The organism is Streptomyces sp. So13.3 (assembly GCF_005860785.2).
Taxonomy (GTDB): Bacteria; Actinomycetota; Actinomycetes; order Streptomycetales; family Streptomycetaceae; genus Actinacidiphila; species Actinacidiphila fildesensis.
This window is the reverse complement of the sequence record NZ_CP048835.1, coordinates 949,519-973,489: the sequence shown is the minus strand read 5'-3', so window position 1 is coordinate 973,489 and position 23,971 is coordinate 949,519. Positions and strand designations below refer to the sequence as shown.

Below are 23,971 nucleotides of genomic sequence, written 5' to 3'. Positions count from 1 at the left end.
GCGGCTTCTAGCGTTGCTGGTGAGGCGGTCGGGCAGGACCGGCGCCCCTGAGCGAGGGAAGACGCGATGATCGAGGCGCAGCAGCTGACGAAGAGGTACGGGGAGACGACGGCGGTCGACCGGCTGGACTTCACGGTCAGGCCCGGCACCGTCACCGGGTTCCTCGGACCCAATGGCGCGGGCAAGTCGACCACGATGCGGATGATCGTCGGTCTGGACGCCCCCACCCACGGCACGGTCACCGTCAACGGCCGCCGCTACGCCGAGCACACCGCCCCGCTGCAGGAGGTAGGGGCCCTGCTGGAGGCGAAGTCGATCCACCCGGGCCGGTCGGCGTTCGACCACCTGATGGCCCAGGCGTACACCCATGGCATTCCGCGCCGCCGGGTGGAGGAGGTCATCGGGATGACGGGTCTGGACTCGGTGGCGAAGAAGCGCGCCGGGGCCTTCTCCCTGGGGATGGGCCAGCGGCTGGGCATCGCGGCCGCGCTGCTCGGCGATCCGGCCACCGTCATGCTCGACGAGCCGGTCAACGGGCTGGACCCCGAGGGCGTGCTGTGGATCCGCAATCTGCTCACGGGGCTGGCGAGTGAGGGCCGCACGGTGTTCGTGTCCTCGCACCTGATGAGCGAGATGGCCCTGGTCGCGGACCATCTGATCGTCGTCGGACGGGGCCGGATGCTGGCCGACACCACCGTCGAGGAACTGATCAGCCAGGCTGGCGGGGACACGGTGCAGGTCGCCACGGCGGATCCCGCCCGGCTGCGCGAGGTCCTGGCGGGACCCGGCATCGAGATCACCGGCCGGGTCGGCTCCGAGGAACTCCAGGTGACGGGCATGGAGGCCCGCGCGATCGGACTGAAGGCCGCCGAGGCCGGCATCGCGCTGTTCCAGCTCACCGCGAAGGCGCTGTCCCTGGAGGAGGCGTTCATGGAACTGACACGGGACGCGGTCGAGTACCACGGCACCACCGAGACCTCCGGGAGCGCAGCATGAGCACCATCACGTCGACCCGCACCCCCGTCCCGAGCCCCGTGCAGGGCGGCCGTCCGGTCTACCGGGTGACCGCGCGGCGCGTGCTGCGCTCGGAGTGGGCCAAGCTGTGGTCCCTGCGCTCCACCTGGATCACCCTGGGCCTGGGCCTGCTGTTCCTGGTGGCCTTCGGCCTGATCGCCTCGTGGCAGTTCAAGTCCAGGATCACCTCCGGCCGGCACATGGACGGCGACTTCGCCAGCTCCACCGCGGTGAGCCTGTCCCTGTTCGGCACGAACTTCGCGCAGTTGGCACTCGGTGTGCTGGGCGTGCTGGTGACCGCGGGCGAGTACTCCACCGGCATGATCCGCTCCACGCTGGCCGCGGTACCGCGCCGGCTGCCGGTGCTCTGGTCCAAGTCGGCCGTCTTCGGCGCGGTCGCCCTGGTGGTCGGCACCGTGGGAGCGTTCGTCGCCTTCCTCTTCGGCAGCGGAATCGTCTCGGGAACGCCTGCGGCCCTCTCGATCTCGGACCCGGGTGTGGTGCGCAGCCTGCTGGCGGCCGGTCTCTACCTCGGTCTGATCGGTGTTCTGGGAACGGCCCTGGGCGCGCTGCTGCGATCGGTGGCCGGCGGTATCTCGGTCCTGGTCGGTTCGCTGATGCTGGTCCCCGGACTCATCTCGCTGCTGCCCAGCTCCTGGCAGGACCACGTGAGGCCCTATCTGCCCAGCGAGGCCGGAGCATCGATGTTCGCCCTGCACCATGAGGCACACACTCTGACTCCAACGGCCGGACTGCTGGTCTTCCTGGCCTGGACCGGACTGGCGATGGCAGGGGCCTCCTGGCGCCTGATGCGCACCGACGCCTGACACTGCCGAAACCGACGACCCGGGATCACGGCGTCGGCGCGTCGCCCGGACAGCTCGGGTGCCGTGCCGACGCCGTTGGCCCACGATGGGCAGGTGACCCCCGTGACCACCGACATCCCCGCCGGAGCTGACCCCTCCGCGCGCCCGCTCCCGCCCGCGGAACCCGATCTGCTGTGGGGACACCCGCTGGTGATCGCGCTGAACCGGGTCGTCCAGCGCCTGCGCGCGGCCGACCTGCGGCGCCCATGGGTGCTGGACACGGCCGTGGCGGTCGGAGTATTCCTGCTGTTCGGCGCGGCGGACCTGGTGCACGACGGCGACCGGCACGAGATGGCCGTGAGGTTCACACACCTGCCGGTGGCCGGGGTGCTGGCCCTGCAGGCCGGGCTGGTGGTGCCCCTGCTGTGGCGGCGCCGTATGCCGTCGGCGACGTTCGCCGCCGTGCTGGCCGTGTTCCTGATCCAGTGGCTGCTGGGGGCCTGGCTGCGCGCCGACGTGGCGCTGCTCATCGCCCTGTACAGCCTGGCACTGCACGGGCGACTGCGGCATCTGCCCTGGGCCTGCGCGGCCATGGCCGGCGTTCTGGGGCTGGTGTCGGTGCGCGTCTCGGAGGCGGTGTCCGTGGGGGACGCGCTGTTCTTCCTGTTCAGCGCGGTGACCGCGGCGCTGGCCCTGGGCCTTGCGGTGCGCATCCGCCGGTCCCAGCTCGCCGGCCTGCGCGAGCGCGCGGCCCGCCTGGAGATCGAACGGGACCAGCGCAGCAAACTGGCCGCCGCCGGCGAACGCACCCGGGTGGCACGCGAGATGCACGACATCGTCGGACACAACCTGTCCGTCATGATCACGCTTGCCGACGGTGGTGCGTACGCGGCTCTCATCGCTCCTGAGCGGGGCAAGGAAGCGCTGGAACTCATCGGCGAGACCGGCCGTCAGGCCCTGGGAGAACTAAGGCGCATGCTCGGTGTGCTGCGCGATCGGACGGACGCTCCCGAGCTCAGTCCGCAGCCCGGCATCGCGGACATCGACGCCCTGTGCGCGCGTATCCGTGCCGCCGGCCCCAAGGTCCGCTACCGCACGATCGGAGAGCTGGACGCCCTGGACCGCGGTGTGCAGCTGACGGCCTACCGGATCGTCCAGGAGGCGCTCACCAACTCGCTCCGGCACGCCGGTGCCGAAACCCAGGTGCAACTCGCCCTCACCGTCGACGGCGCACAGCTGCGCATCACCGCCGACGACACCGGTCCGCCCACCGGGACCGGACGGCCCGCACCGGAGAACCAGGAGGGGCACGGCCTGGCGGGCATGGCCGAACGCGCAGCGCTGTACGGCGGGAGCATCATCGCCGGACCACGGCCCGGCGGAGGGTGGAGCGTACAGGTCACCCTCGACCTCACCCCGCTCACCGGCCCCCCGGGAGAGACCTCGTGACCACCGTCCTCATCGGAGAGTCCTCATGACCACCGTCCTCCCGGAGACCTCATGACCACCGTCCTCATCGTGGACGACCAGCCCATGCAGCGTCTGGGCTTCCGCATGCTGCTGGAATCCGTCCCGGACACCGACGTGGTCGGGGAAGCCGCGCACGGAGCCGACGCCGTACGCCAGGCCGCCGAACTGCGCCCCGACGTCGTCCTCATGGACGTACGGATGCCCGGCATGGACGGTATCGAGGCGACCCGCCGCATCGTCGCCACCGGCGGACGCTCCCGCGTCCTGGTCATGACCACCTTCGACCTGGACGAATACGCCCACACCGCGCTGCGCGCCGGCGCCAGCGGCTTCCTCCTCAAGGACGCGCGCCCCGAAGAACTGCTGGCGGGCATCCGGGCGGTCGCCGCGGGCGACGCCGTCATCGCCCCGGCCCTCACCCGGCGCCTGCTCGACGCCTACGCCCACCATCTGCCCGGCCACCTCCAGGACCACGAGCCGCAGGACGATCCCAAGCTGCGCACCCTCACCGGACGCGAACGGGAGATCCTGGTCGCCATCGGGCGGGGCTGGACCAACGCGGAGATCGCCGAGCGGCTGGTGCTGGCGGAGTCCACCGTGAAGACCCACGTCGGACGGGTGCTCGCGAAGATCGGCGCCCGCGACAGGATCCAAGCCGTCATCTTCGCCTACGACCTGGGCCTCACCCGCCCGCACACCACGGACTGACGGCAGTCCGCGCCCGCGGTGACTGGACCCTCCCCACGGGGGAGGGTCCACGATGGTGCCGTGCAGGACGAACTACTGACCATCGGCCGCTTCGCCCGACTGTGCCGGCTGAGCGTGAAGCAACTGCGGCACAGACCGGGACGATCGACCGGCTCCGCTCGTTCCCCGACACCGGCGGTCACACCGTGGCCGGCCACCACCACGAGATCTAACTGTCGAACCCGAACCGGACGGCCCCGGACGCGATGCGGCCCATCATCCGCTTCCCCGTGAAACCGGCGTCCTGATACCGACGGTGCAACGGACGCGGGACCGGGCTTTGTTCGGCCTCCGCGACCCGCAGTAGGGTCCAGCGTATGTCCGTGAACATTCACCTCTCGCTGCACATCAACGACCTCTCCTCCTCCGACGAGGCCGACGCCGTGGAGACCGCGCTGAGAACGGTCCTGCGGGACCACTCGATCGAGAAGGAGGTGAGGGTCGGCGTCTTCCTGAGTCCGCACTGGGTCAAGGTGACGAGTGAGGACGGTCCGTTGAGCGTCAGACGCTTCGGGCAGTGGAGTGCCACCTTCGAGCGCGACGTCACGGAGGCGGTCCGTGCCGTCGCGCCCTCGGCGGACATCGATCTGGAATGGGACTACCCGGACTACGACTGAATCCGCCTCACCGAGCGCGATCCAGCATCAGCGAGCGCGATCGAGCCGGTGATTCACCCCGCGGAGCTCATCCCAGCAGGGCGGCGGCCTCCTGGAAGTCGTCGTACGCCTCGACGTACTGCTGGCCCGCGACGAGCAGGGTCGACCGGTCGGTCAGGGCTCTGGCGAGAACGGCAGGGCCATGGTCCTCGCCCAGCCCGGCCGACCGGCGGGCCAGTACCACTCCCTCGTCGAACAGCGGCCGCAGGTTCTCCAGGAACCGGTAGTGATGCCACTGCTGGTGGAGCGCCGACCGGATGGTCAACCTGCGCTGAACGGTGACCAGTTCAGCCAGGTGGCGGTGCGGATCGCGTTCGGCCAGGGGAGTGAGGACGGCGACTTCCTCCTCCAGCGTGGCCCGCCCCTCGACGTACGCGTGCCTGATGTCGGGCGACCAGTCGAGGGAGCCGAACGGCGGTGCCGGCCGGCCCGGAGCCGGCTGTTCGTCCGCTCGTCCCGACAGGCCCAACAGGACCGTCCACCGGTCGAGGATGTTGCCCCAGCTCTTCCGTTCGCCGCTCGCCGCCAACTCGGCGAGCAGCGTGCCGATTTCACCTCGCGCTGCGCGGGCCTCGTCGCGCCGCGCCCGGGCGTCGAGCATCTGGGAGAGATGGACCAGCTCCCACAACCTGATGGACAGCGACGTGCGGACGCCTTCCAGTTCTCCGCGGGTGGCGGCCGAGAGTTCGGTGAACGCATCGATCGCCGCATCGTGCAGACCGGCCGCGTCCAGCTCGGCCGACCACTCGACCATGGACCACCAGAGTCCGCTGCCCGAGGCATCGTCGGCCGACCGAAGGGCCTCCAGCATCTCCCCGTACAGCTGTGCCGCCTCGAGGTGGCGGCCCTCCTCGGCCAGCCCGGCTGCCAGGGGCGCGCACCCGAACACGGGGCTGGCCACCTTGCCGTCCTCGAACGCCCGGCGTCCGGTCAGAGCCATCTCCTCGCGAACGGCGAAGCCCTCCGCCCGCCGGCCGAGCGTGTACAGCTGCCTCTGGTAGTCGTTCAGGGTGTCGATCAGCAGCTCGGTTCGCTTCGGTTCCGACGCGTCCAGCTTGCGCACGGCGGCGAGTGCCTCAGCGGTCAGGTTCAGCCGGATCTCCGGCTGGTTCCGGAACTCCTGGTGACTGAGCATCAGAAGTGCCCGGGCCAGCTTCGGCAGATAGGTCAGCGGTCCCACTTGGGCGAGCACTCGGTACGCCCGGATCTCCTCGTGAAGGCCGATTCTGCCGGAGCCGAGCAGGATCGCGCGTGCTCGTAGGACCGATTCGTGATCGACGTTCTCGGAGTGATTCATGAGGGCGATTGTGGGAGTTTTCGAGGGGGCCGGACAAGGTTCCCGGGACGTGCTGTTCGTCCTACGAAAATGCCCTCTGACCTGTCATGATGGGTGTGTCATAACTCCGGCGGCCGAGAAATGGGACGGCCCGGGCAGCACCGCGGGCCCGCGTCACCGACCGGAACCGGGCCCCCTCTGCCTACGGGCGCCGCGTACCGTGGGCGGGTCCGAGCCAGGGAGAAACGTCATGTTGAAGGCTTTCGCCGACCTGTCCACGCCGCTGGTGGCCGATGCCTGCGTCCGCACCGATGTGCCGTTGCGTGTCGCACCACCGGGGATCGGTGCCGTGGTCCCGGGACACCGCATCGCGGGACGGGCGCTGCCGGTTCGGCATTACGGCAGTGTGGATGTGTTCCTTGAGGCGTTCGGTCAGGCGGCCGAAGGTGACGTGCTGGTCATCGACAACGGTGGCCGGTCGGACGAGGCCTGTGTCGGTGACCTCGCGGTGCTGGAGGCCGAAGCGGCCGGGCTGGCGGGCCTGGTGGTGTGGGGGCTGCACCGCGACACACCGGAGCTGGCCGAGATCGGGTTGCCGGTGTTCAGCTACGGCAGCTACCCGCCCGGTCCGGTACGGCTGGACGAGCGGGAGCCCGAGGCGTTGGTCACCGCGCGGTTCGGGCCGCATGTGGTGTCGGACGCCGACATCGTGTTCGGTGACGCCGACGGCGTGTTGTTCGTCGCCGCGGACCGTGCCGAGGAAGTGCTGACGACGGCGCACGCCATCTGGCGGACCGAACGGGAACAGGCCCGCCGGATCCGCGCGGGCGAGACACTGCGCCGGCAGACGAACTTCGACGAGTACCTGGCGCGCCGCGCCGACGATCCCTCACTCACCTTCCGCCGGCATCTGCGGCGGATCGGCGGTGCCATCGAGGAGTAGGCCGGCTGCGATCGGCACACCGCGACGGCCGCACCGCAGGGAGCGGTACGGCCGTCGCGGTTCTGTGCTAATTCCAGCCGGTCAGTCCGGCGCCGTAGGGATAGAGCGGGTTTCCGTACGTGGTCGGTACCGGTTGTCCGGCGTTGATCTTCGCTCGGATCTCGGCGCGTTGGGCGTCCGTGGCGCCGAGGTCGTAGGGCAGGTCCCAGCTCTCGTTCGCGTCCGCGACCGTGTCGGTGCCGCCGGGCTTGAGGACCTGGTCCAGGCTCCGGGGCAGCTGCCAGGGCAGCTTCCCCCTGGGGGTGTAGTCCCCGAAGAGGAGACCGGCCGTCGCCGGACCGGTCTCCTCACCACCGCGATAGGTCACCACGATGGCGTCCGCCAGACCGTTCCAGTCGCTGATCACGATCGGCCGGGGCAGCGTCAGGACGACCACCACCGGAATCCCCTGGTTCTTGAAGTTCTGGATGACGGCGAGCTGATCCGGCGGCAGATAGGGCTGGGTGTCCACCCACGCGGTGGCGTGGGTGTAGGACGGCTCTCCGACGGCTACGACGGCGAGCTTGGGGGAGGGGCCGGTGTCCTGGTAGACGTTGACCCCGGACTTGGCGGCCCTGGCCCGGATGGCCTCCAGCGGGGTGAGTGAGCCGTAGTCGGGGTGGAAGTAGCTGGACCAGATGCAGCACGCGGCGCCGTCGGTGGCGCGGGCGCCGGCGACGACGATGTTGTCGCCCGCGTTGAGCTTGACCGGGAGCACGCCGTTGTTCTTGAGCAGGGTGTTGGACTCGCGCGCGGCCTGGTTGGCGAGGGCGGTGTAGGACGGCTGGTGGAACCGGTAGGGGCCGTTGACCGGGTCGCCGTAGGGGTGGTCGAAGATGCCGAGTTCGAACTTCAGCCGCAGGATCCGGGTCACCGCGTCGTTGATCCGCGCGAGCGGTACCTGGGCTTCGAAGCCGGCCATGGTGAACCCGACGGCGCCCGGGTCGGCGCCGCCCATCACGTCGGACCCGGCGTTGGCCGCGTTCACCCACGCGCCGGAGGGCAGCCAGTCCGTGGTGATCAGACCGGTGTAACCGATGTTCTGCCGCAGGTAGTTGAGGATCTTGGCGCTGTCGCCGGCGCCGGAGCCGCCCGGGTCGAGATAGGAGCTGCCCGCGTACCCCGGCATGATGTTGACCGCGCCGGCTTCGATCGCGGCCCGGAACGGGATCATGTGGTACTTGATCGTCACCGCGTCGTAGACGATGCCGGCCTCGCCGCCCGCGCCTTCGCCGGGCCAGTGCTTGACGGTGGCGAGGACGGAGCCGGGGTTGAGTTCCGGGCCGCCCTGCAACCCGGCTACCTGTGCCCGCAGTTGGGCCGCCGCGACGTCGGCGTTCTCGCCGCCGCCCTCCTGGATGCGCGGGTAGAGCACCTTGGTGCCGACCTCGGCGAGCGGTGAGAGCGTGCCGCGCGCGCCGACCTCCAGCTCCTCCTTGCGCTGCATGTCCCCCAGTCGGTAGTCGAGTGGATAGTCCTTGCCCGCGGCCAGCGCACTCTGCAGCGGGTACGTGGTCTGGTAGCCGGCGGTGGTGTCGCCCGCGGACACGGGCGGGATGCCCAGCCGGGTGGCTGCCGTGGAGATCAGTACGTTGTTCAGGTCGGCCGGTTGGGCGGGTCCGAAGTGCCAGCCCGACATCGGGTAGGACTGGACGTTGTAGAACATCTGGAAGGCCTTCTCCTCCAGCGTCATCCGGCCCAGGAGATCGGCGGTCCGGGTGGTGATCGGCTGCCGCCAGTCCTCGTACGGCTCGATGGTGCCGTTCTTGTTGAGGTCCCGGGCACCGTTGACGATGGCGACGCCGTCGTTCACGGTCTCGATGTCGGGCAGGTAGAGGCTGAAGGTGCGGATGTCGGAGGTGGTGCGCGCGCCGGAGCCGCTCACCGCGACGACGTACCACTTGTAGGTCCACCGGTCGCTGATGTCCCAGGCCGGGGTGTACGTCGTGCCGGTGGGTTCGGCGACCTTGGTGTAGAGGTCGAGCAGGTTGCCCGGGGCCGCGAAGTCGTAGTCGGTGCGGCTGATGTTGAGCCAGACCTCGTAGTGGGCGGTCCCCGCGACGCCGGCCCAGGAGAGCGCCGGCCTGCGGGTGTTCGTGACCATGGCCTTGTCCGCGGGTGCCGACAGCGCGAACTGGTTCACCGTGGCCGGTGCCTTGGTGGGTCCGGAGAGCAGGGGCGGGGTGGCGGTGGACGTGTCGACGGTGCCCAGGACCTGGAACTCCCACAGGGAGTAGCCGTAGCCGGTGGCCCGAGCGGTGCCGGTCAGCCGGACGTAGCGGCCCTTGCCGTTGACGGTGAGGTTCTCGACGCCGCCCTTGCCGCTGGTGGTGCTGTAGAGGGGCGACCAGGTGGTGGCGTCGTCGGACACGTCGAGGTGGTAACCCGTGGCGTAGGCGGACTCCCAGTTCAGCGAGACACCGGTGACCGTGGCCCGGCCGCCGAGGTCGACCTGCAGCCACTGGCTGTCGGTGTACAGGCTGGACCAACGGGTGTTGGTGCGCCCGTCCAGCGCCGCCGCTGGAGCGTTGGCACCTTCCCATGAGGAGGCCGAGACCTGCTTGTACGCGGAGATGACCGCGCCGCCCGGGTCGCCCGGATCGCCGGGGCCTCCGGAGCCGCCGGTGTGGACCGCGAACTCCCACAGGGAGTAGCCGTATCCGGTGGCGCGCGCCGTGCCGTACATCCGGACGTAGCGGCCGGCCCCGCTGACGGTGAGGTTCTGGGTTCCTCCGCCGCCGGCAGCGGTGGCGTAGACGGTGGTCCAGTTGCCGGTTCCGGTGTCGGAGACCTGGATCCGGAAGCCCGTGGCGTACGCCGTCTCCCAGGTCAGGGCGACCTGGGTGATGTCCTGGGTGGAGCCGAGGTCGACCTGCAGCCACTGCGGGTCGGTGGCCGCGCTGGACCAGCGGGTTCCGGCGTCGCCGTCGACCGCCGCCGATGCCGGGGTGCCCGCGTTCTCCGTCGAGGACGCGGTCGCGGGCTTGCCCTGCGACAGCAGGGTGGTGGCCGCGTTCGCGGTGACGTTCATGGCGCCGAGAGCGCCACCGGTCGCGAGGACTGCCGCGAGTAACACCGCGATCAGTCGTCGACGCCGTGCGAGGTGTTGGAGGAGGAGAGACAGGAGGCTCATGCACATCTCCGTGGGGTGGGGTGTGCTGCCTCTTGCCACCGCCACGCCGTCATGAGCCCGACGACGGTGCGGCGGCTGTGGGCTGGTTCGGCTTGCTACTGCGGGCTGTTATGGGTTCGGGCAATGACGCCAAGGGTGCTGGAGAGCGCTCTCCCGGGGGGAGTTTCTTCCAATGCCCGAACACTGTCAACAGATTCGACAGACCCCGTGCCGAGCCGGGCACCGTCGGCGGACCGCAGCGATCTTCACCTTCGTGGCGTGGCGGCGCCGTGGGCCGGGCTGCGACAGGTCACCACGGCGGGTCACCGCGACCGGTCGTCGGGACCGGTCACCGGGACCGGGAACGTCCACGGGCCTCGAACAGCAGCGGAAGGAGCGAGACGGCGACGATCAACGCGACGATCAGCAGCAGGTACCGCTCGATGCCCGGTACGGCGTTCCCCAGCCAGTAGCCGGCCAGCACGAGGCTCTGCGACCAGGCCAGCCCTCCGACGATCTGCCAGAGGGTGAACGTGCGCACCGGCACGTTCAGCGCGCCCGCCAGGGGGCTCAGCACCGTACGGACCACGGGGATGAAGCGGCCGATCACGATCACCTTGCGGTATCCGTAGCGGCGCAGCAGTTCGTCCGAGCGGGTCACCGCCGACTTCAGCCGTTCGTTCCGGCCGCGGGCCAGCGCCGCACGGCCGCCGTGCCGCCCCAGGAGGAAGCCGACCTGCGCGCCGGCGACCGACCCGACGGCCGCGCAGAGGAGCACCTGCCACAGGGACAGGTGCGGACCCGATTCGACGCCGCCGGCGCAGAGCACTCCGGCGGGGAAGAGCAGGGTGTCCCCGGGCAGGAAGAAGCCGACCACCAGCAGACCCGATTCGGCGAAGACCACCACCAGCACGGCCAGCGCGCCGAAGGCCGCGAGCAGGGAAGCCCCGCTCGTCGGGTCGACCGCCATGAGCGCCCAGCTCATGGCGTCCCGGCTGGATGGCGCCAAACATCCGCGTGTCGTCCTGCACGGGAACTGAACACATCTTGAACGGTACCCGCGCGGCCTGGGGTCGGCCCGGCGAGGACCTGGCCGGGGGAGCGTCCACGACCGATCGAAGGTAACGGTGCGTGATCGGGTCGGGCTAGTACTGCAACGGTCTTTGTTCTGATGTGTGGGCAGTTTCTGGTGGTGTGTGTGCCGCGTCGTTTGTAGTGGCTGAAGCGGGCTTGGAATTGTCGGCGGCGGCGCCAGTGTGACCAGTGCAGGACGTGGTCGGTGAGGTGGGCTCGGGGCCGTGTCAGGCGGGTGGTCAGTCGCCGGATTTCGGGCAGGGTCAGGGGATGAGCTGGGAGGATCCGTTTCTGCTTTCTCCGTATCGAGGGCGCGGGCCCGCAGGACGGTCAGGCAGGCGTGGGCGGCCATAGCGAGGGTGATGTGGCGGTGCCAGCCGGGGTAGCGGCGGACCTGGTAGTCGTCCAGGCCGCATTCCTGCTTCGCGGTTTGGAAGCACTCTTCAACAGCCCACCGGCTGCTTACGACGCGGATCAGCTCATCGAGTGTGGTCTCGGCCGGGCAGTAGGCGATGTAGTAGGAGATCTCCTGTGGTCGGCTCACGCTGCGGCGGGCGATGACCCAGTGTAAGGTCTTCACGATGCCAAGGACGGACTTCGACCCTCGCCCAGTCGTAGATCCGGGGCCCGTGGGCGCCGTTGCCGCACGAACGGCGTTTCCACTTCTGTCGGGGCAGTGAGGGAAACAGGTCGTGGACCGGGTGGTCCATAGCCCAGCGGGTGACGACGGTGTCGTGGCGGGTGGTGGCCATGACGTGGAAGACATCGGCCTGCTCGAGCTCGGTCCGCCAGCCTTTGGAGAAGCCGTAGGCGGCATCCGCCGTCACCCACCGGAACGGGATGTTGTCGGTGATCGCCCGGCGGACCATGGCCTTGGCGGTCACCACTTTCGTCTCGAAGGCGACCGTGTCCTCGATCCCCGCGGCCCGGCAGCGTTCGCGGTCATCGGTCCATGACGTGGGCAGATACAGGCGGCGGTCGATCAGCGTGCGGCCCCGGGCGCCGGCATAGGCGAGGAAGACACCCACCTGACAATTTTCTGTTCGCCCGGCGGTTCCGGAATATTGGCGCTGGACTCCGGCCGAGCGGACGCCCTTTTTCAGAAACCCGGTGTCGTCCACGATCAGCACCGCGTCCGGGTCGCCGAGATGTTCCACGACGTAGTCGCGGACGTCGTCGAGGACTTCATCGGCGTCCCAGTCGCACCGGTTCAACAGCCGGTGCATGCGATCGGGGGCCGCGTGCCCGGCCTCCTCCGCGAGCGTCCAGCCGTTCTTCCGCTCCAACGGAGCGATCAGCCCCTGCATATAAGCCAGCGCCGACTCCCGCGGCTCCGACCGGGCAAATCGGTGCACAAACCGCTCGTGCAACTCGCCCAGACCGGCCGCCCACGTCCTGATGTCACTGAGTTCCCCACCCATAGTCAAATCAACGACGGCCCTGGCCACCAGTCACGCCAAACGCCGTTGCAGTACTAGGGCGCTCGCGTGCTCGCCAGACCTGCTCCGCAGACGGCGCAGAGCTGGTGCACCCAGTAGCCGCCGTCATGCCATGCCGTGGTGCCGTTCCTCGTTCCACACACACGGCACGCGGGGATCCGGTCGCCGTCGCGCCGCACGGATGAACGCAGGACCCGTTCGACCACGACGGGCAGCGCCTCGGTGGGGTGCCGCACCGGGTCGGGGCAGTGGACGAGGATTCCCGGCCGGGATCGCCCGCCCCGCCAGCTGCCGGCGTCGACCGGCTGCCGTTCGCCCCGCGCCTTTTCATGCCGCCGCCGGGAAGCGTAGGCGCGCTCGTCGGCGAGCCAGAGCTGCCGGGCCAGATGCAGTTCCTCGACAGCCCTTACGAGCGATCCCGGATCCCTCTCCGGCTCCCTGGGTATCCGGGCGCTCCAGCTCAGATGGTGGTACGTGGCCCGGAAGCCGTAGGGCGCGAAGTTCTGGAGGCAATGGCGCAGATGCGAGTGCCGGACGCGCGCGGACAGACCCTCGTCATGGACCCGCCGCCGGTGCGTCGCGAAGCTGCTCATGCCCTGACGCTACGGCCGGTGACGCGAGCGCCGCACCAGACTTGTCGGGGGTGTCGATATGGCCGGGCCCCGTTCGTACAGAGGGTGGGACGCCGGCAGGCTGTGTCGGCGCGGCAGAAGGGCTGTGAGACGGATGAACGAGATGCGGACGTTGCTTTCCGGGCGGGGGCTGCTCGAGTCGCCGCGCTGGCACGGTGACCGGTTGTACTTCTCCGACTGGTCCGCGGGCGAGGTCGTCGCCGTGGACCTCCAGGGCCGCAGCGAGGTGATCGCCCGGGTGAAGTCGCTGCCGCTGTGTACGGACTGGCTCCCGGACGGCCGGCTGGTGATCGTCTCGTCCCTCGACGGACGGCTGCTGCGCCGGGAGCGTGATGAGTCGCTGGTCGTCCACGCGGAACTGGGCATGCCGGGATGGAACGACATCGTGGTGGACGGCCGCGGCAACGCCTACGTCAACCGCGCCGGCTTCGACCCGATGGCCGGCGAGGCGGTCAGGCCCGGATTCGTATATCTGGCGGCGGCGGACGGATCGGTGCGCCAGGTGGCCGACGACATCCTGTTCCCCAACGGGATGGCGGTGACCCCCGACAACTCCACCCTGATCGTCGCGGACTCGTACCGGCACAGCCTGGTGGCCTTCGCCATCGGCGCCGACGGCGGGCTGTCCGGCCGGCGCGTCTGGGCCGACCTCGGCGAGGGCACCCCCGACGGCATCTGCACCGACGCCGAGGGCGCGGTCTGGTACGCCGACGTGCCCAACAAGCGGTGCGTACGCGTCGCCGAAGGCGGTGAGGTGCTGCAGGTCGTCGAGCTGGACCGCGGCGGCTTCGCCTGCGCGCTCGGCGGACAGGACGGGACGACGCTGTTCGTGGTGGCGGCGGAGTGGCGGGGCATGTCAGAACTGGTGGCTCCCGGCAGCGGTCAGGTGCTGAGCATCGAGGTCGGGGTACCGGGGGCGGGCCGGCCGTGATGCCGTGACCGGGCGGCGGATCGCAAGGGCCTGCTGAGGGATCTCCGCCGATTCGGTGGCTGCGCCTTCGGTGGATTCGGCGCCGGGTCCTGTGCACCGCGCACGGCGCTGGAAGGATGCCGCCCATGCCCTTCCTGGTCGCTCCCGCGATATCCACCGGTGCTCTCGCCGCCTCCGGCCAGCCTGTTCTGCCGGTCGGAGCCGATGCGTCGCTCCGCCCCTGGCTGCTGTCCGACGCCGAGGCCGTGCGGGAGGCGTTCCAGGATCCGGCGATCCAGCGCTGGCATGTGCGGAGAGCGGATTCCGTGGACGAGGCGCGGGAGTGGATCAGAGGGTGGCGGAGCGGTTGGCGGGACGAGACGGAAGGGCACTGGGCGATCGTCGATGCCGCGAGTGACGCGCTGCTGGGCCGTATGGCCCTGAAGTCCCTGTCCTTGGCGGACGGCAAGGCCGAACTCGCCTACTGGACGGTGCCGTCGGCACGCGGTCATGGATTGTGCCCTCGCGCGGTCACGGCGCTGACGCGTTGGGCGCTGGGGGAGGGCGGGTTCCACCGCATCGAGCTGGAACACTCGACCGCCAATCAGGCGTCATGCCGGGTGGCGGTCAAGGCCGGTTTCGAGGAGGAGGGAACCCGTCGCGGAGCGGCGCTGCACGCCGACGGTTGGCATGACATGCATCTTCACGCCCGTGTCCGGCAGGCCCGGCAGCCGTCATGACGTCGAAAACCCGCGCCACCGGCCGGACCGTGCGAAGGCCGGGCCGGTACGGGGTGGACCGGGTACGAGGAGGACCGGGTTCGGGATGGACCGGGTACGGAGTCGACCGGTCCGGGGTGGGCCGGAGGCTTTCTCAGGCCTGATCGAGGAAGCGGACGGACCATGCGTAGCCGCTGGTGCTACTGGAAGGGACCTGGCGGACTTCCGTCACCCGGCAGCCGTCATGGGCGTACTTGCGGGCGAACCGGTCCAGGCGCTGTGCCTCGTCGAGTGCTTCCATGGACAGGGGAGCGCCCACGACGAGGTCCTCGTGCAGCGTCGCTCCGTCGGTGGCGTCGGTGGAACAGGTACGGCATTGGTGCGTTGCGGGTAGGGGCATGGTTCCAGTGTGCGCCTGATGTGCCGCATAGCCCGCATGCGTGCCTCCGGCCGATCCGGGGGATCGTCACCAGAGCTTGTCGATCTCGCCCGGATACAGCTCGATACGGGCGTGGGCGAACGCCTCCCGCCCCTCGCGTCCCGCGGTGGAGAAGAAGTCCGCCATGGTGACCTTGCCGAAGCCCGGCTGGTCGCTCGGAAAGGGAGTCTGCGGCGTTCCCCCGATGAGCACGGCCCCGGGAAGCAGCTGCCAGCCGGCGCTCTCGTAGAACGTCTGGAGCGGCCGGTCGCAGGTGAACAACCCCAGGTCCAGGTCTCGTGCGGGCATCGCCTCCCGGGCGGCGGCCACCAGCTGTCGGCCATATCCGTGACCACGTGTGTCCTGGCGCGTCACCACGGTGCTCAGCCCGCCCACGGCATAGCGCCGCCCGGCGTGGACGATCTCCTTGGACAGGATGTCCAGCGCGGACAACACCGTGCCGTCCTCCACGAGGAGCATCGACAGCGGACGAAGCGCCGGATCATGGGTCGGCGCCTCGTCAGGGACCGGCCGGCCCTTCCCGGGCGGCCATGCCTGGTGCTGGATCTCCAGCACCTGGACCCGCAGCTCGGACGGAGTGGCCTCTTCGGGGAACGACAGGATCTGCACCTGCTGATTCTGTTCACACACCGCGCCGGCGCAAGCCCCGGCATGACCCGGGATCCGGTCACGGCTGCGTGGAGAGCCGGGTGTCGAGCGTCAGCGTGAGGTGGTGCACCGCGCGGTGGGGGACCGAGATGGCGTGGTACTCGCTGTAACGCACCGCGGGACCCGCACGGAAGTGCAGGCGCAGCAGTTCCTCGATCGCGGAGACCGTCGCTTCGTCGGCCGCCTCGATGCTGACGTTGCCGTATCCGTCGGGAAGCTCGTCTGTCCTCATGTCTCTGTTGTAGGCCGACTCCGTCGACGGCGCTCGGTGGCGTGAACGGAGCCGGTTGCCCGGGCCGGAACGGACCACTCCGCCGAAGCCGGGCCGTGCGCCCGAAAGCATTGACGCCTGCTCAGGCCAGCCGCAGCGTGATGTAGGCGATGGTGTCGCCCGGCAGCACGTACCTCTCGAATTCGACGAATCCGTGCGCCAGCGCGAACCGCAGCCCGTCCGTGTTGGATGCCAGGACGATCGTCTCGATCACCTCGGCGCCCAGCTTCCGCGCTTGTGCCAGCCCCTCCGCATAGATCTCGCCGCCGAACCCCTGCCCGCGGTGAGCGGGCAGCACCCGGGCGATCAACGTGGCCGTCGAGGTGTCGTCCGTGGGCGGGCGCACCGTCGAGCAACCCACCAGAACGTCGCCGAGATACGCGACGTCCAACCGGTTGCGCCGCACGCGTTCGCGCACGTCGTCGAGGGACAGGGGGTCGGTCGGGATGATCAGGTTGTGGACGTGCTGCCAGTCCTTGACGGCGGCCTCGCCGTCGACCTGCTCGATGCGGAGGTTGGGCATCGGAACAGAGAATCGCACGCGTCGCCGGGCGTCAACCGATAACGGGCCTCGGGGCCGGAAGGGTTGAGCTCCGGGGACGCGGACGCGGTGCTGCCCGGCGGGATGTGACATCCGCCGGGCAGCACCGCGTGGGAGTGGGTGGCTCAGGGTCGGGTCAGCAGGCGCCGAGGTCCTGCCAGACGCCCCACTCACCGGTGGTGCCGGGCTCCTCGCCCGTGGTCCACCACTTGGCCTTCCAGGTGTGGCCCTTGTGGGAGACCTGCATGCCGTTGGTGTACACGGCGCCGCTCGCCCAGGCGGCGGCGGTGCACTGGTGGCCCGTCCCGCCGGTGACGGTCAGGGTGTAGGTCGCCGTGTGGCTGCCGGAGGTACCCGAGCCGGTGACGCTGATGGTGTAGGAACCCGATATGGTCGCCGCGGTCGTGGCGAGGGTGAGCGTCGAGGAGCCGCCCGCCGTCACCGAGGTGGGACTCAGCGAGGCGGTGACGCCTGCGGGGGCTCCGCTGACGGTGAGGCCGACCGTCTGCGCCTGGCCCGCCGTCACCGCGGTCTTCACGCTGCTGGTGGCCGAGCTGCCCGCGACCACGGACCCGGAGGCGGGGGTGGCCGTCACCGAGAAGTCGTTGGTCGGGGTCGTGGTTCCGCTGGTGAAGGGCGCGAAGATGTGGGTGAAGTCCCAGGTGTTCTGCTGGATACCGGAGCAGTTGTCGGCGGCCGCGCCGCCCGGGCAGCCGCCGTTGTCACGCTGCAGTGCCCAGAACGAGAGGGTGTTGACGCCCTTGGAGACCGCCCAATTGTAGACCTGGGTGGCGTTGGCCACCGTGAAGGTCTCGGCCGGCCCGAAGTCGTCGACGCCCGGCATCTCGGTGATGCCGACCATGGCCCAGCGCTGGGCGGAGGTCTTACCGGGATAGAGCTGCCCGAGCTGGTTGTACAGGCCCGTTGCGGCGGTCTGGGTGTCGTTCGCCATGTTGTGGGTGGCGTTGTCGTAGTAGTCGAACGTCATGAGGTTCGCGACGTCGACCCGCGCGCCGTTGGCGACGGCGTTCTGCAGCACCGCGAGCCCGGTCGCGCCGAGGCCGCTGGTGGTCGTCGGGAGCGTGTAGGAGACCTCGACCTTGCGGCCGTTGGCCGCCGCCCAGTCCTGGACGAGCTTGATGGCCTTGTTCCGCCGGTCGATGCCCGCGGTGTTGTCCAGCGAGTCGACCTCGACGTCCATGTCGAGCCGCGAGATGTCGTAGGTCGTGATGACCTTCTCGTACGCGGCGGCGATCTGGTTGACGTCGGTACAGCTGTCGGCGATCTCGGTGCCGGTGCTGTCCGCGGTGTAGCCGCCGAACGAGGGGATGACGTCCCCGCCCCTGCCCTGAATGGTCTTGATGTCGGCGCCGAAGTTGGCGGCGGCGATCGGCATCCCGCTGTCGCCGTTCCAGTACACCGTGCAGGAGCCCTTGGTCGCCGCCTGGATGAACGCCATCGTCAGGTGCTTCGCACCGGACTGGGCGGCCAGGGCGGCGGGGCTCTCGCCGGTCCATGCCTCGAAGTAGGGGGCGAAGACGTGGGCCGGCAGGGGGGTGGCCGCCTGAGCCGTGCCGCCGCTGAGCGCGGCCAGGCCAACGGCGGCCACAGCGGTGACGGTCGCGGTGAGGACCGCGCGGAGGGAGCGCATGCTTCTCATGCTTGTCCAAGCTGTGAGGGGGGTGGCCGCCAATTCCCTTGGTGCGGGGCGGCTTTGAGTATGGGATCCCTTGAGCAGGTAGCATGTCAATGGTCTGGACCAAGATAGGACTAGACCAATATCCGGATGGGCTCGCCTCCCGCCAGTCCAGCGGGCGCTCAGCGCAGTGGACCACGCCCGGACGCCGCCGCACGTTGGCCGGAACAGTACGTGCACGGGCCAGCCCCCGCGGTCGCGGAAGCCGGCCCGTACGGGGTGTGGATCAGGCTGCGCCCTCGGTGCTCCAGCCCGGGACCTGGAACCGGGCAGTGAGGTCCGTGCTGCGGACCTCCTCGCCGCAGTCGCGGCAGACGACGGCGGGATCGAGGTCGGCGCCGCAGGAGTGCTCGAAGACGGTCGGCGGCAGATCCGTCAGATGCTGGTCGCCCCAGTGCATCAGCATGAGGAGCACCGGGCGCAGGTCGCGGCCGGCCGCGGTCGCGACGTACTCGAACCGGGGCGGCCGCTCGTTGTAGAGGCTCTTCTCCAGGACTCCCACCTCCACCAGGCGGCGCAGCCGGGCGGCGAGGATGTCGCGCGGGGCTCCGGTGTTACGCGCGATGGCATCGAAGCGCCGGACGCCGAAGAAGACCTCGCGCAGCACCAGCAGGGAGTACTTCTCGCCGATCATGCCGAGCGCGTCGGCGATCGAGCAGGGGCGCGATGTGGTCATACCTCCACCGTAGACCAGGTGGGTTTGCATATCCAACCTACGGCGCTATGGTGAATCCAGTTTTCCAACTTACTGATCGCGTTCGAGAGCTGCGAGAGCTTTCGAGAGTTGAGGAGGCGACCGCCATGCGCGACGCCGTCATCGTCGAAGCCGTCCGTACCCCGATCGGAAAGGGCCGGCCGACGGGCACGCTCGCCGGCGTGCACCCGGTCGAGCTGCTCGCCCACACCCTGCGCACCCTCATCGACCGGGCCGGCATGGATCCGGCGCTCGTCGACGACGTGGTCGGCGGCTGTGTCGACCAGGTGGGTGAGCAGGCCATGAACACCACTCGTTACGCCTGGCTGTCGGCCGGGTTCCCGGACTCCGTGCCGGCGACCACGGTGGACCGTCAGTGCGGCTCCTCGCAGCAGGCCGTCCACTTCGCGGCCCAGGGAGTCATCGCCGGGGCCTACGACCTGGTCGTGGCGTGTGGCGTCGAGTCGATGAGCCGGGTGCCGATGTGGTCCAACGTCCCGGCGGGCGCCGACCCGTTCGGCCCGGGGATCGCGGCCCGCTACCCCGACGGGCTCGTCCCGCAGGGCATCAGCGCCGAGCTGATCGCCGCCAAGTGGTCCATCACCCGCGATCGGATGGACGACTTCGCCACCACGTCCCACCGCCGCGCGGCCGCCGCCCACGCGGACGGTCGCTTCGTCGCCGAAATCGCCCCCGTGACCACGGATGCCGGTGTGGTCGACACCGACGAATCCGTCCGTCCCGGCACCACGCCGGAGGTGCTCGCCGGCCTCCGCCCGTCGTTCGCCGACCCCGCCTTCGCCGAGCGGTACCCGCAGATCAACTGGTCGGTGACGGCCGGAAACAGCAGCCCGGTCAACGACGGCGCCTCCGCCGTCCTGATCACGTCCAGCGAAACGGCCGCCAAGCTGGGGCTGCGGCCCAAGGCCCGGCTGCACAGTTTCGCCGTCACGGGCTCGGACCCGCTCATGATGCTGACCGGAGTCGTCCCCGCCACAGAGGAAGTGCTGCGCCGGGCCGGACTCGGACTGGACGACATCGATCTGTTCGAGGTCAACGAGGCCTTCGCGAGTGTGGTCCTGGCCTGGCTCCAGGAGACCGGAGCCGACCCCGCCAAGGTGAACGTCAACGGTGGCGCCATCGCACTCGGCCACCCGCTCGGCGCCAGCGGCACCCGACTCATGACCACGCTCGTCAACGCCATGGGACAGCGCGGCGCGCGGTACGCCCTGCAGACGATGTGCGAGGCCGGCGGACTCGCCAACGCCACCATCCTGGAGTCGCTCCAGTAGTCAGTGGTCCGTGATGGGAGCGGCTCAGGCCACCGCGTGTTCCCGTTTCTGCGGGCCGACCAGCCGCGCCACCCCGGCCAGGACCGCCCGCGCCTCGCCCGTGAGGCCGGGAGCGGCCCGGAAGTGGCCCGCTTCGTCGAGGTGGTCCTCGATGGCCGGGATCGAGAGCGTGTGCGCGGCGGGGCGGAGGCCCACACGTGAGAGGACCGGCCGGATCATCTCGACGGCCGGGGCGCCGCCCGACGCTCCAGTGCTGTAGCTGATGAGTCCCACCGGTTTGCCCTGCCACTCCTGGTAGAGGGAGTCGATGGCGTTCTTGAGGGGGGCGGTGAAGCCGCCGTTGTACATCGGCAAGACGAAGACGAAGCACTCGGCGGCGCCGATCACCGCGCTCCAGTCCTTGGTGTGCTGGTGCACGTAGTGACCGTCGGACGGCAGGCCGGGTTCGTCCAGGAACGGCAGGGCGACCTCGCCCAGGTCGATCAGGGTGGAGTCGAACGGGCCCTGGGCGGTGGCGAGTTCGGTGACCCAGCGGGCGAGGGCGCGGCCCGAGGAGGTGGGTCGGGTACTGGCGGAGATGATGTGCAGCCGGGTCACGGTGCCTCCCAAGTAGTTGACGTGTCACGCATAACGCTAGAGGCAAGTAGATGACACGTCAACCATGGCCCGGTAGGCTGGGGCGATGACCGAGGAACCCCGCTGGCTGACCGACCGTGAACAACGGGCATGGCAGGCGTACCGAAGGATGTTCCTGCTGCTCAACGCCCAGCTCGCTCGTGATCTCGGGCAGGACAGCGGCCTCTCGGAGCCCGACTACGACGTGCTGTCCTCCCTCGGCGCCGGCCCCCGCCACCGGCGGCGGATCAGCGACCTCGCCGACCACATGCTCTGGTCGCGCAGCCGTCTCTCGCACCATCTGGCGCGGATGGAGAAGCGGGGTCTGGTGGTGCGCGAGGAATGCGACACCGACGGCCGCGGCGCGATCGTCGCGCTGACCGAGGACGGCTTGCTGACGCTCGACCAGGCCGCGCCGTTGCATGTGGAGTCCGTGCGCAGACACTTCATCGATCTGCTGGACCCCGAGCAGATCGACGCGTTCGCCGGTATCGGAGAACGCGTCGTGAACCGGCTCGCCCCCACCGGGGACGACGGCTGACGGCCCATGCCTGTCCGACCCCCGGGCACGTCGCCGTGATCACGCACCCCGTTCATCTGGGAAACTTCGGACATGAAGCCAACCGATGCCACCACCGGTGCCACGATCACGGCCCCGCGCTCCGGGGAAGAGATCCGCGCGTACCTGGTCGGACGGCTGAACGCCGCCCTGCCCCGGCCGGAGATGTTCGGCGGGGAGATCGCCCTGCGGACCCTCATCGATCACCTGGCCTTCGTGGACAACCGCGAACAGGCCTGGGGGGATGAGAACGAGGCGCTGCGGGCGAGTGGGGCGTTCCAGGCAACCGGTGTCATCGGCGGATTCGCCCTTATGCTGCCGGACCACCGCGACCAGAAGGCCGCGGCCTCCGTCTACGCCGAGTTCGCCCATCGCAACGGCTGGCTGGAGCTGGACCGGGCGCTCACGCCCGAGGAGTACCAGGCGCTGCTCGGCGAGGTGCCCGGCTGGTGCTCGGAGAACAAGTGGTTCACCGATGTGGTCGAGTCGTTCGGGCCGCCCTCGCTGCTCATCGGCGGTACGAATCCGCAGTTCCCGAAGACGCTGGGCTACGCCACCGAGCGCCCCGGGGATCCGATGGTCTTCTTCCACCTCTGGAACGGGACCCGGCCGGGAAACCCGCCGGGGGGTGCGCCGATGTACGGCCAGCCCGTCGTGATGGCGGTGCGCCGCGCCGACGGTGGCGACGGCCCGTTTTCCGACACGTTCACCTTCACCCCGGAGGGCGCGCACCGCAGGCCGCCGCCGCAGGAGTACTGATCACGGCCGGGATCGCGTGACCCTATGAACTGTTGATGGCCCTTGCTACCCTCCGCCGCATGATTTCCACGGTTGTCTGGGGCACCGGAAATGTCGGGCGCGCTGCCGTCCGTGCCGTCGAGGCTCACCCGGCGCTGAAACTCGTGAACGTGCTTGTCCACAACCCCGAGAAGGTCGGCCGTGACGCGGGCGATCTCAGCGGGCTCGACTACCCGTTGGGTGTCGCGGCGACCGATGACATCGACGCGGTGCTGGCCGCCGGTCCCCGAGCAGTGGTGTACGCGGCATCCGGTGACATCCGTCCCGACGAGGCACTCGCCGACATCGTCAGGGCGCTCCGGGCCGGGGCCGTGGTCGTCAGCCCAGCGCTGTACCCGCTCTACGACCACCGCAACGCCCCGGCGGAGTTCCGCGAACCGGTGCTGGCCGCCATCGCGGAGGGCGGCGGCTCGCTGTTCGCCTCCGGGGTCGACCCGGGCTGGGGCAACGACGTACTGCCCCTGTTGATCAGTGGACTCGGCACCACCGTCGATGTGATCCGCTGTCAGGAGATCTTCGACTACTCCACCTACGAGCAGCCGGAATCCGTCCGGTACCTCGTCGGCATGGGCCAGCCGATGGACTACGAGCCGCTGATGCTGATGGAGACGATCCCCACCATGGTGTGGGGCGGTCAGATACGGATGATGGCCCGGGCGCTCGGCGTCGAACTCGACGAGATCCGCGAGACGATGGCCCGGCGGCCGCTCGAGACCACCGTGACCACCAGGACGATGGGCGAGTTCGAAGCCGGCACCCAGGGCGCGGTGCGGTTCGAGGTACAGGGCATCGTCGAGGGCGAGGCCCGCATCGTCATCGAGCACGTCACCCGTATCCACCCGTCCTGCGCACCGGACTGGCCGACGCCGCCCGACGGCACCGGCGCACACCGGGTGATCATCGAGGGCCGGCCGCGTATCGAGGTCACCATCGAGGCAAGTGACGAGGGCGAGAACCGGTCCGCGGGCGGGAACGCCACCGCGGTCGGCCGGCTGGTGGGCGCCATCGACTGGCTCGTGGACGCGGAGCCCGGACTCTACGACGCACTCGACGTCCCGCTGCGTCCCGCAGTCGGCAAACTCGGAAGGAAGCAACGATGAACATCGACATCCCCGAGGGCCAGGAGCCGATCGGGTACGTGTGGGGCGACATGGTCCCCGGCATCGGGATGGCCGCCGCGAACTTCTCGCTGTCGGTGTACGCCCACACGACCCTGGGACTGCGCGAGTTCGAGGCCGCCAGGCTGCGGATCGCGCAGATCAACGGGTGCCTGTTCTGCCTCGACTGGCGCACCGACCGGGACGGCGAGAAGGTCGAGGAGGAGTTCCCCGACGCGGTCACCGAATGGCGCACCACCGACGCGTTCGACGACCGCACCCGCCTCGCCGCCGAGTACGCCGAGCGCTACGCCCTGGACCACCACGGCCTCGACGACGAGTTCTGGGACCGGATGACCGCGCACTACACCCAGGTCGAGATCGTGGAGCTGAGCATGAGCATCGGCTCCTGGCTGGCGTTCGGCCGGCTCAACCACGTACTGGGCCTCGACGCGGTGTGCGTGCTGCCCACGGGTTGAGGTGT

Annotated in this window: 24 protein-coding genes and 1 pseudogene; 13 read left to right on the top strand and 12 right to left on the bottom strand. The window is 69.8% G+C overall.

Annotation, left to right across the window (positions count from 1 at the left end; translation table 11 throughout):
- Window positions 1-66 precede the first annotated feature (66 nt).
- The 5 genes from C8250_RS04615 to C8250_RS04595 all read left to right on the top strand — a co-directional run bounded on the left by C8250_RS04615 (window position 67) and on the right by C8250_RS04595 (window position 4,654).
- Window positions 67-996 carry an ATP-binding cassette domain-containing protein gene (locus C8250_RS04615; RefSeq protein ID WP_138351460.1) on the top strand — a complete coding sequence of 310 codons (930 nt, stop codon included), beginning with the start codon at window positions 67-69 and terminating at the stop codon, window positions 994-996.
- Complete coding sequence (locus tag C8250_RS04610) at window positions 993-1,841, top strand: ABC transporter permease (RefSeq protein ID WP_138351461.1); 849 nt, start codon at window positions 993-995, stop codon at window positions 1,839-1,841. The genes C8250_RS04615 and C8250_RS04610 overlap by 4 nt, the downstream gene beginning before the upstream one ends.
- Window positions 1,842-2,009: 168 nt before the next feature.
- Entirely contained in the window at window positions 2,010-3,269 is a 1,260-nt protein-coding gene (locus tag C8250_RS04605) for a histidine kinase (protein WP_232485397.1), read from the top strand.
- A gap of 51 nt (window positions 3,270-3,320) precedes the next feature.
- The gene (locus C8250_RS04600; RefSeq protein WP_138351462.1) at window positions 3,321-3,998 is read left to right on the top strand and encodes a response regulator transcription factor; all 678 of its coding nucleotides are present in this window, start codon (window positions 3,321-3,323) and stop codon (window positions 3,996-3,998) included.
- 356 nt (window positions 3,999-4,354) lie between these two features.
- Entirely contained in the window at window positions 4,355-4,654 is a 300-nt protein-coding gene (locus C8250_RS04595) for a hypothetical protein (RefSeq protein ID WP_138351463.1), read from the top strand.
- Window positions 4,655-4,721: 67 nt separating this feature from the next.
- Here C8250_RS04595 and C8250_RS04590 read toward each other — a convergent pair whose 3' ends face one another.
- On the bottom strand, window positions 4,722-5,990 hold the full coding sequence (locus C8250_RS04590; RefSeq protein ID WP_138351464.1) for a hypothetical protein: 1,269 nt from the start codon (window positions 5,988-5,990) through the stop codon (window positions 4,722-4,724).
- A 229-nt stretch (window positions 5,991-6,219) separates the two neighbouring features.
- On the opposite strand from C8250_RS04590, the gene C8250_RS04585 reads away from it, so the two are divergent.
- Complete coding sequence (locus C8250_RS04585; protein WP_138351465.1) at window positions 6,220-6,912, top strand: RraA family protein; 693 nt, start codon at window positions 6,220-6,222, stop codon at window positions 6,910-6,912.
- Between the two features lie 67 nt (window positions 6,913-6,979).
- Here the strand turns inward: C8250_RS04585 and C8250_RS04580 are convergent, their stop codons facing one another.
- The 4 genes and pseudogenes from C8250_RS04580 to C8250_RS04565 form a co-directional block, all read right to left on the bottom strand.
- Complete coding sequence (locus C8250_RS04580) at window positions 6,980-10,084, bottom strand: discoidin domain-containing protein (protein ID WP_138351466.1); 3,105 nt, start codon at window positions 10,082-10,084, stop codon at window positions 6,980-6,982.
- Window positions 10,085-10,412: 328 nt separating this feature from the next.
- Window positions 10,413-11,048, bottom strand: coding sequence for a DedA family protein (locus tag C8250_RS04575; protein WP_138351467.1), 636 nt, complete (start codon window positions 11,046-11,048; stop codon window positions 10,413-10,415).
- 357 nt (window positions 11,049-11,405) lie between these two features.
- Window positions 11,406-12,558: pseudogene (locus tag C8250_RS04570) on the bottom strand (IS701 family transposase); the annotation flags it as partial.
- A 53-nt stretch (window positions 12,559-12,611) separates the two neighbouring features.
- Window positions 12,612-13,169 carry a hypothetical protein gene (locus C8250_RS04565; RefSeq protein WP_138351469.1) on the bottom strand — a complete coding sequence of 186 codons (558 nt, stop codon included), beginning with the start codon at window positions 13,167-13,169 and terminating at the stop codon, window positions 12,612-12,614.
- Window positions 13,170-13,311: 142 nt separating this feature from the next.
- On the opposite strand from C8250_RS04565, the gene C8250_RS04560 reads away from it, so the two are divergent.
- Together C8250_RS04560 and C8250_RS04555 are read left to right on the top strand one after the other, a co-directional pair.
- Entirely contained in the window at window positions 13,312-14,139 is an 828-nt protein-coding gene (locus C8250_RS04560; protein ID WP_232485380.1) for an SMP-30/gluconolactonase/LRE family protein, read from the top strand.
- 125 nt (window positions 14,140-14,264) lie between these two features.
- Complete coding sequence (locus C8250_RS04555) at window positions 14,265-14,858, top strand: GNAT family N-acetyltransferase (RefSeq protein WP_138351471.1); 594 nt, start codon at window positions 14,265-14,267, stop codon at window positions 14,856-14,858.
- A 133-nt stretch (window positions 14,859-14,991) separates the two neighbouring features.
- On the opposite strand, the gene C8250_RS04550 is transcribed toward C8250_RS04555, so the two are convergent.
- The 6 genes from C8250_RS04550 to C8250_RS04525 form a co-directional block, all read right to left on the bottom strand.
- Window positions 14,992-15,237, bottom strand: coding sequence for a hypothetical protein (locus C8250_RS04550; protein WP_138351472.1), 246 nt, complete (start codon window positions 15,235-15,237; stop codon window positions 14,992-14,994).
- A 66-nt stretch (window positions 15,238-15,303) separates the two neighbouring features.
- On the bottom strand, window positions 15,304-15,885 hold the full coding sequence (locus tag C8250_RS04545; RefSeq protein WP_138351473.1) for a GNAT family N-acetyltransferase: 582 nt from the start codon (window positions 15,883-15,885) through the stop codon (window positions 15,304-15,306).
- A gap of 58 nt (window positions 15,886-15,943) precedes the next feature.
- A complete protein-coding gene (locus tag C8250_RS04540) occupies window positions 15,944-16,156 on the bottom strand; it encodes a hypothetical protein (protein ID WP_138351474.1) in 213 nt (70 codons plus the stop codon).
- 121 nt (window positions 16,157-16,277) lie between these two features.
- Window positions 16,278-16,718, bottom strand: a complete 441-nt coding sequence (locus C8250_RS04535) for a GNAT family N-acetyltransferase (RefSeq protein WP_138351475.1) — start codon at window positions 16,716-16,718, stop codon at window positions 16,278-16,280.
- 154 nt (window positions 16,719-16,872) lie between these two features.
- Window positions 16,873-18,396 carry a chitinase gene (locus tag C8250_RS04530; RefSeq protein ID WP_138351476.1) on the bottom strand — a complete coding sequence of 508 codons (1,524 nt, stop codon included), beginning with the start codon at window positions 18,394-18,396 and terminating at the stop codon, window positions 16,873-16,875.
- Window positions 18,397-18,658: 262 nt separating this feature from the next.
- Complete coding sequence (locus C8250_RS04525) at window positions 18,659-19,108, bottom strand: helix-turn-helix domain-containing protein (protein WP_138351477.1); 450 nt, start codon at window positions 19,106-19,108, stop codon at window positions 18,659-18,661.
- Window positions 19,109-19,233: 125 nt separating this feature from the next.
- On the opposite strand from C8250_RS04525, the gene C8250_RS04520 reads away from it, so the two are divergent.
- Window positions 19,234-20,418 (top strand): thiolase family protein, encoded by a 1,185-nt coding sequence (locus C8250_RS04520; protein WP_138351478.1) that lies wholly within the window; start codon window positions 19,234-19,236, stop codon window positions 20,416-20,418.
- A gap of 24 nt (window positions 20,419-20,442) precedes the next feature.
- Here the strand turns inward: C8250_RS04520 and C8250_RS04515 are convergent, their stop codons facing one another.
- Window positions 20,443-21,015 carry an NAD(P)H-dependent oxidoreductase gene (locus tag C8250_RS04515; RefSeq protein WP_138351479.1) on the bottom strand — a complete coding sequence of 191 codons (573 nt, stop codon included), beginning with the start codon at window positions 21,013-21,015 and terminating at the stop codon, window positions 20,443-20,445.
- A gap of 85 nt (window positions 21,016-21,100) precedes the next feature.
- On the opposite strand from C8250_RS04515, the gene C8250_RS04510 reads away from it, so the two are divergent.
- The 4 genes from C8250_RS04510 to C8250_RS04495 all read left to right on the top strand — a co-directional run bounded on the left by C8250_RS04510 (window position 21,101) and on the right by C8250_RS04495 (window position 23,966).
- The gene (locus C8250_RS04510; RefSeq protein ID WP_138351480.1) at window positions 21,101-21,574 is read left to right on the top strand and encodes a MarR family transcriptional regulator; all 474 of its coding nucleotides are present in this window, start codon (window positions 21,101-21,103) and stop codon (window positions 21,572-21,574) included.
- A 72-nt stretch (window positions 21,575-21,646) separates the two neighbouring features.
- Complete coding sequence (locus tag C8250_RS04505; protein WP_138351481.1) at window positions 21,647-22,351, top strand: hypothetical protein; 705 nt, start codon at window positions 21,647-21,649, stop codon at window positions 22,349-22,351.
- Window positions 22,352-22,410: 59 nt separating this feature from the next.
- Window positions 22,411-23,490 carry a dihydrodipicolinate reductase gene (locus C8250_RS04500; protein ID WP_138351482.1) on the top strand — a complete coding sequence of 360 codons (1,080 nt, stop codon included), beginning with the start codon at window positions 22,411-22,413 and terminating at the stop codon, window positions 23,488-23,490.
- Window positions 23,487-23,966, top strand: a complete 480-nt coding sequence (locus tag C8250_RS04495) for a carboxymuconolactone decarboxylase family protein (RefSeq protein ID WP_138351483.1) — start codon at window positions 23,487-23,489, stop codon at window positions 23,964-23,966. Before C8250_RS04500 ends, C8250_RS04495 begins: the two co-directional genes overlap by 4 nt.
- The last annotated feature ends 5 nt before the right edge of the window (window positions 23,967-23,971 follow it).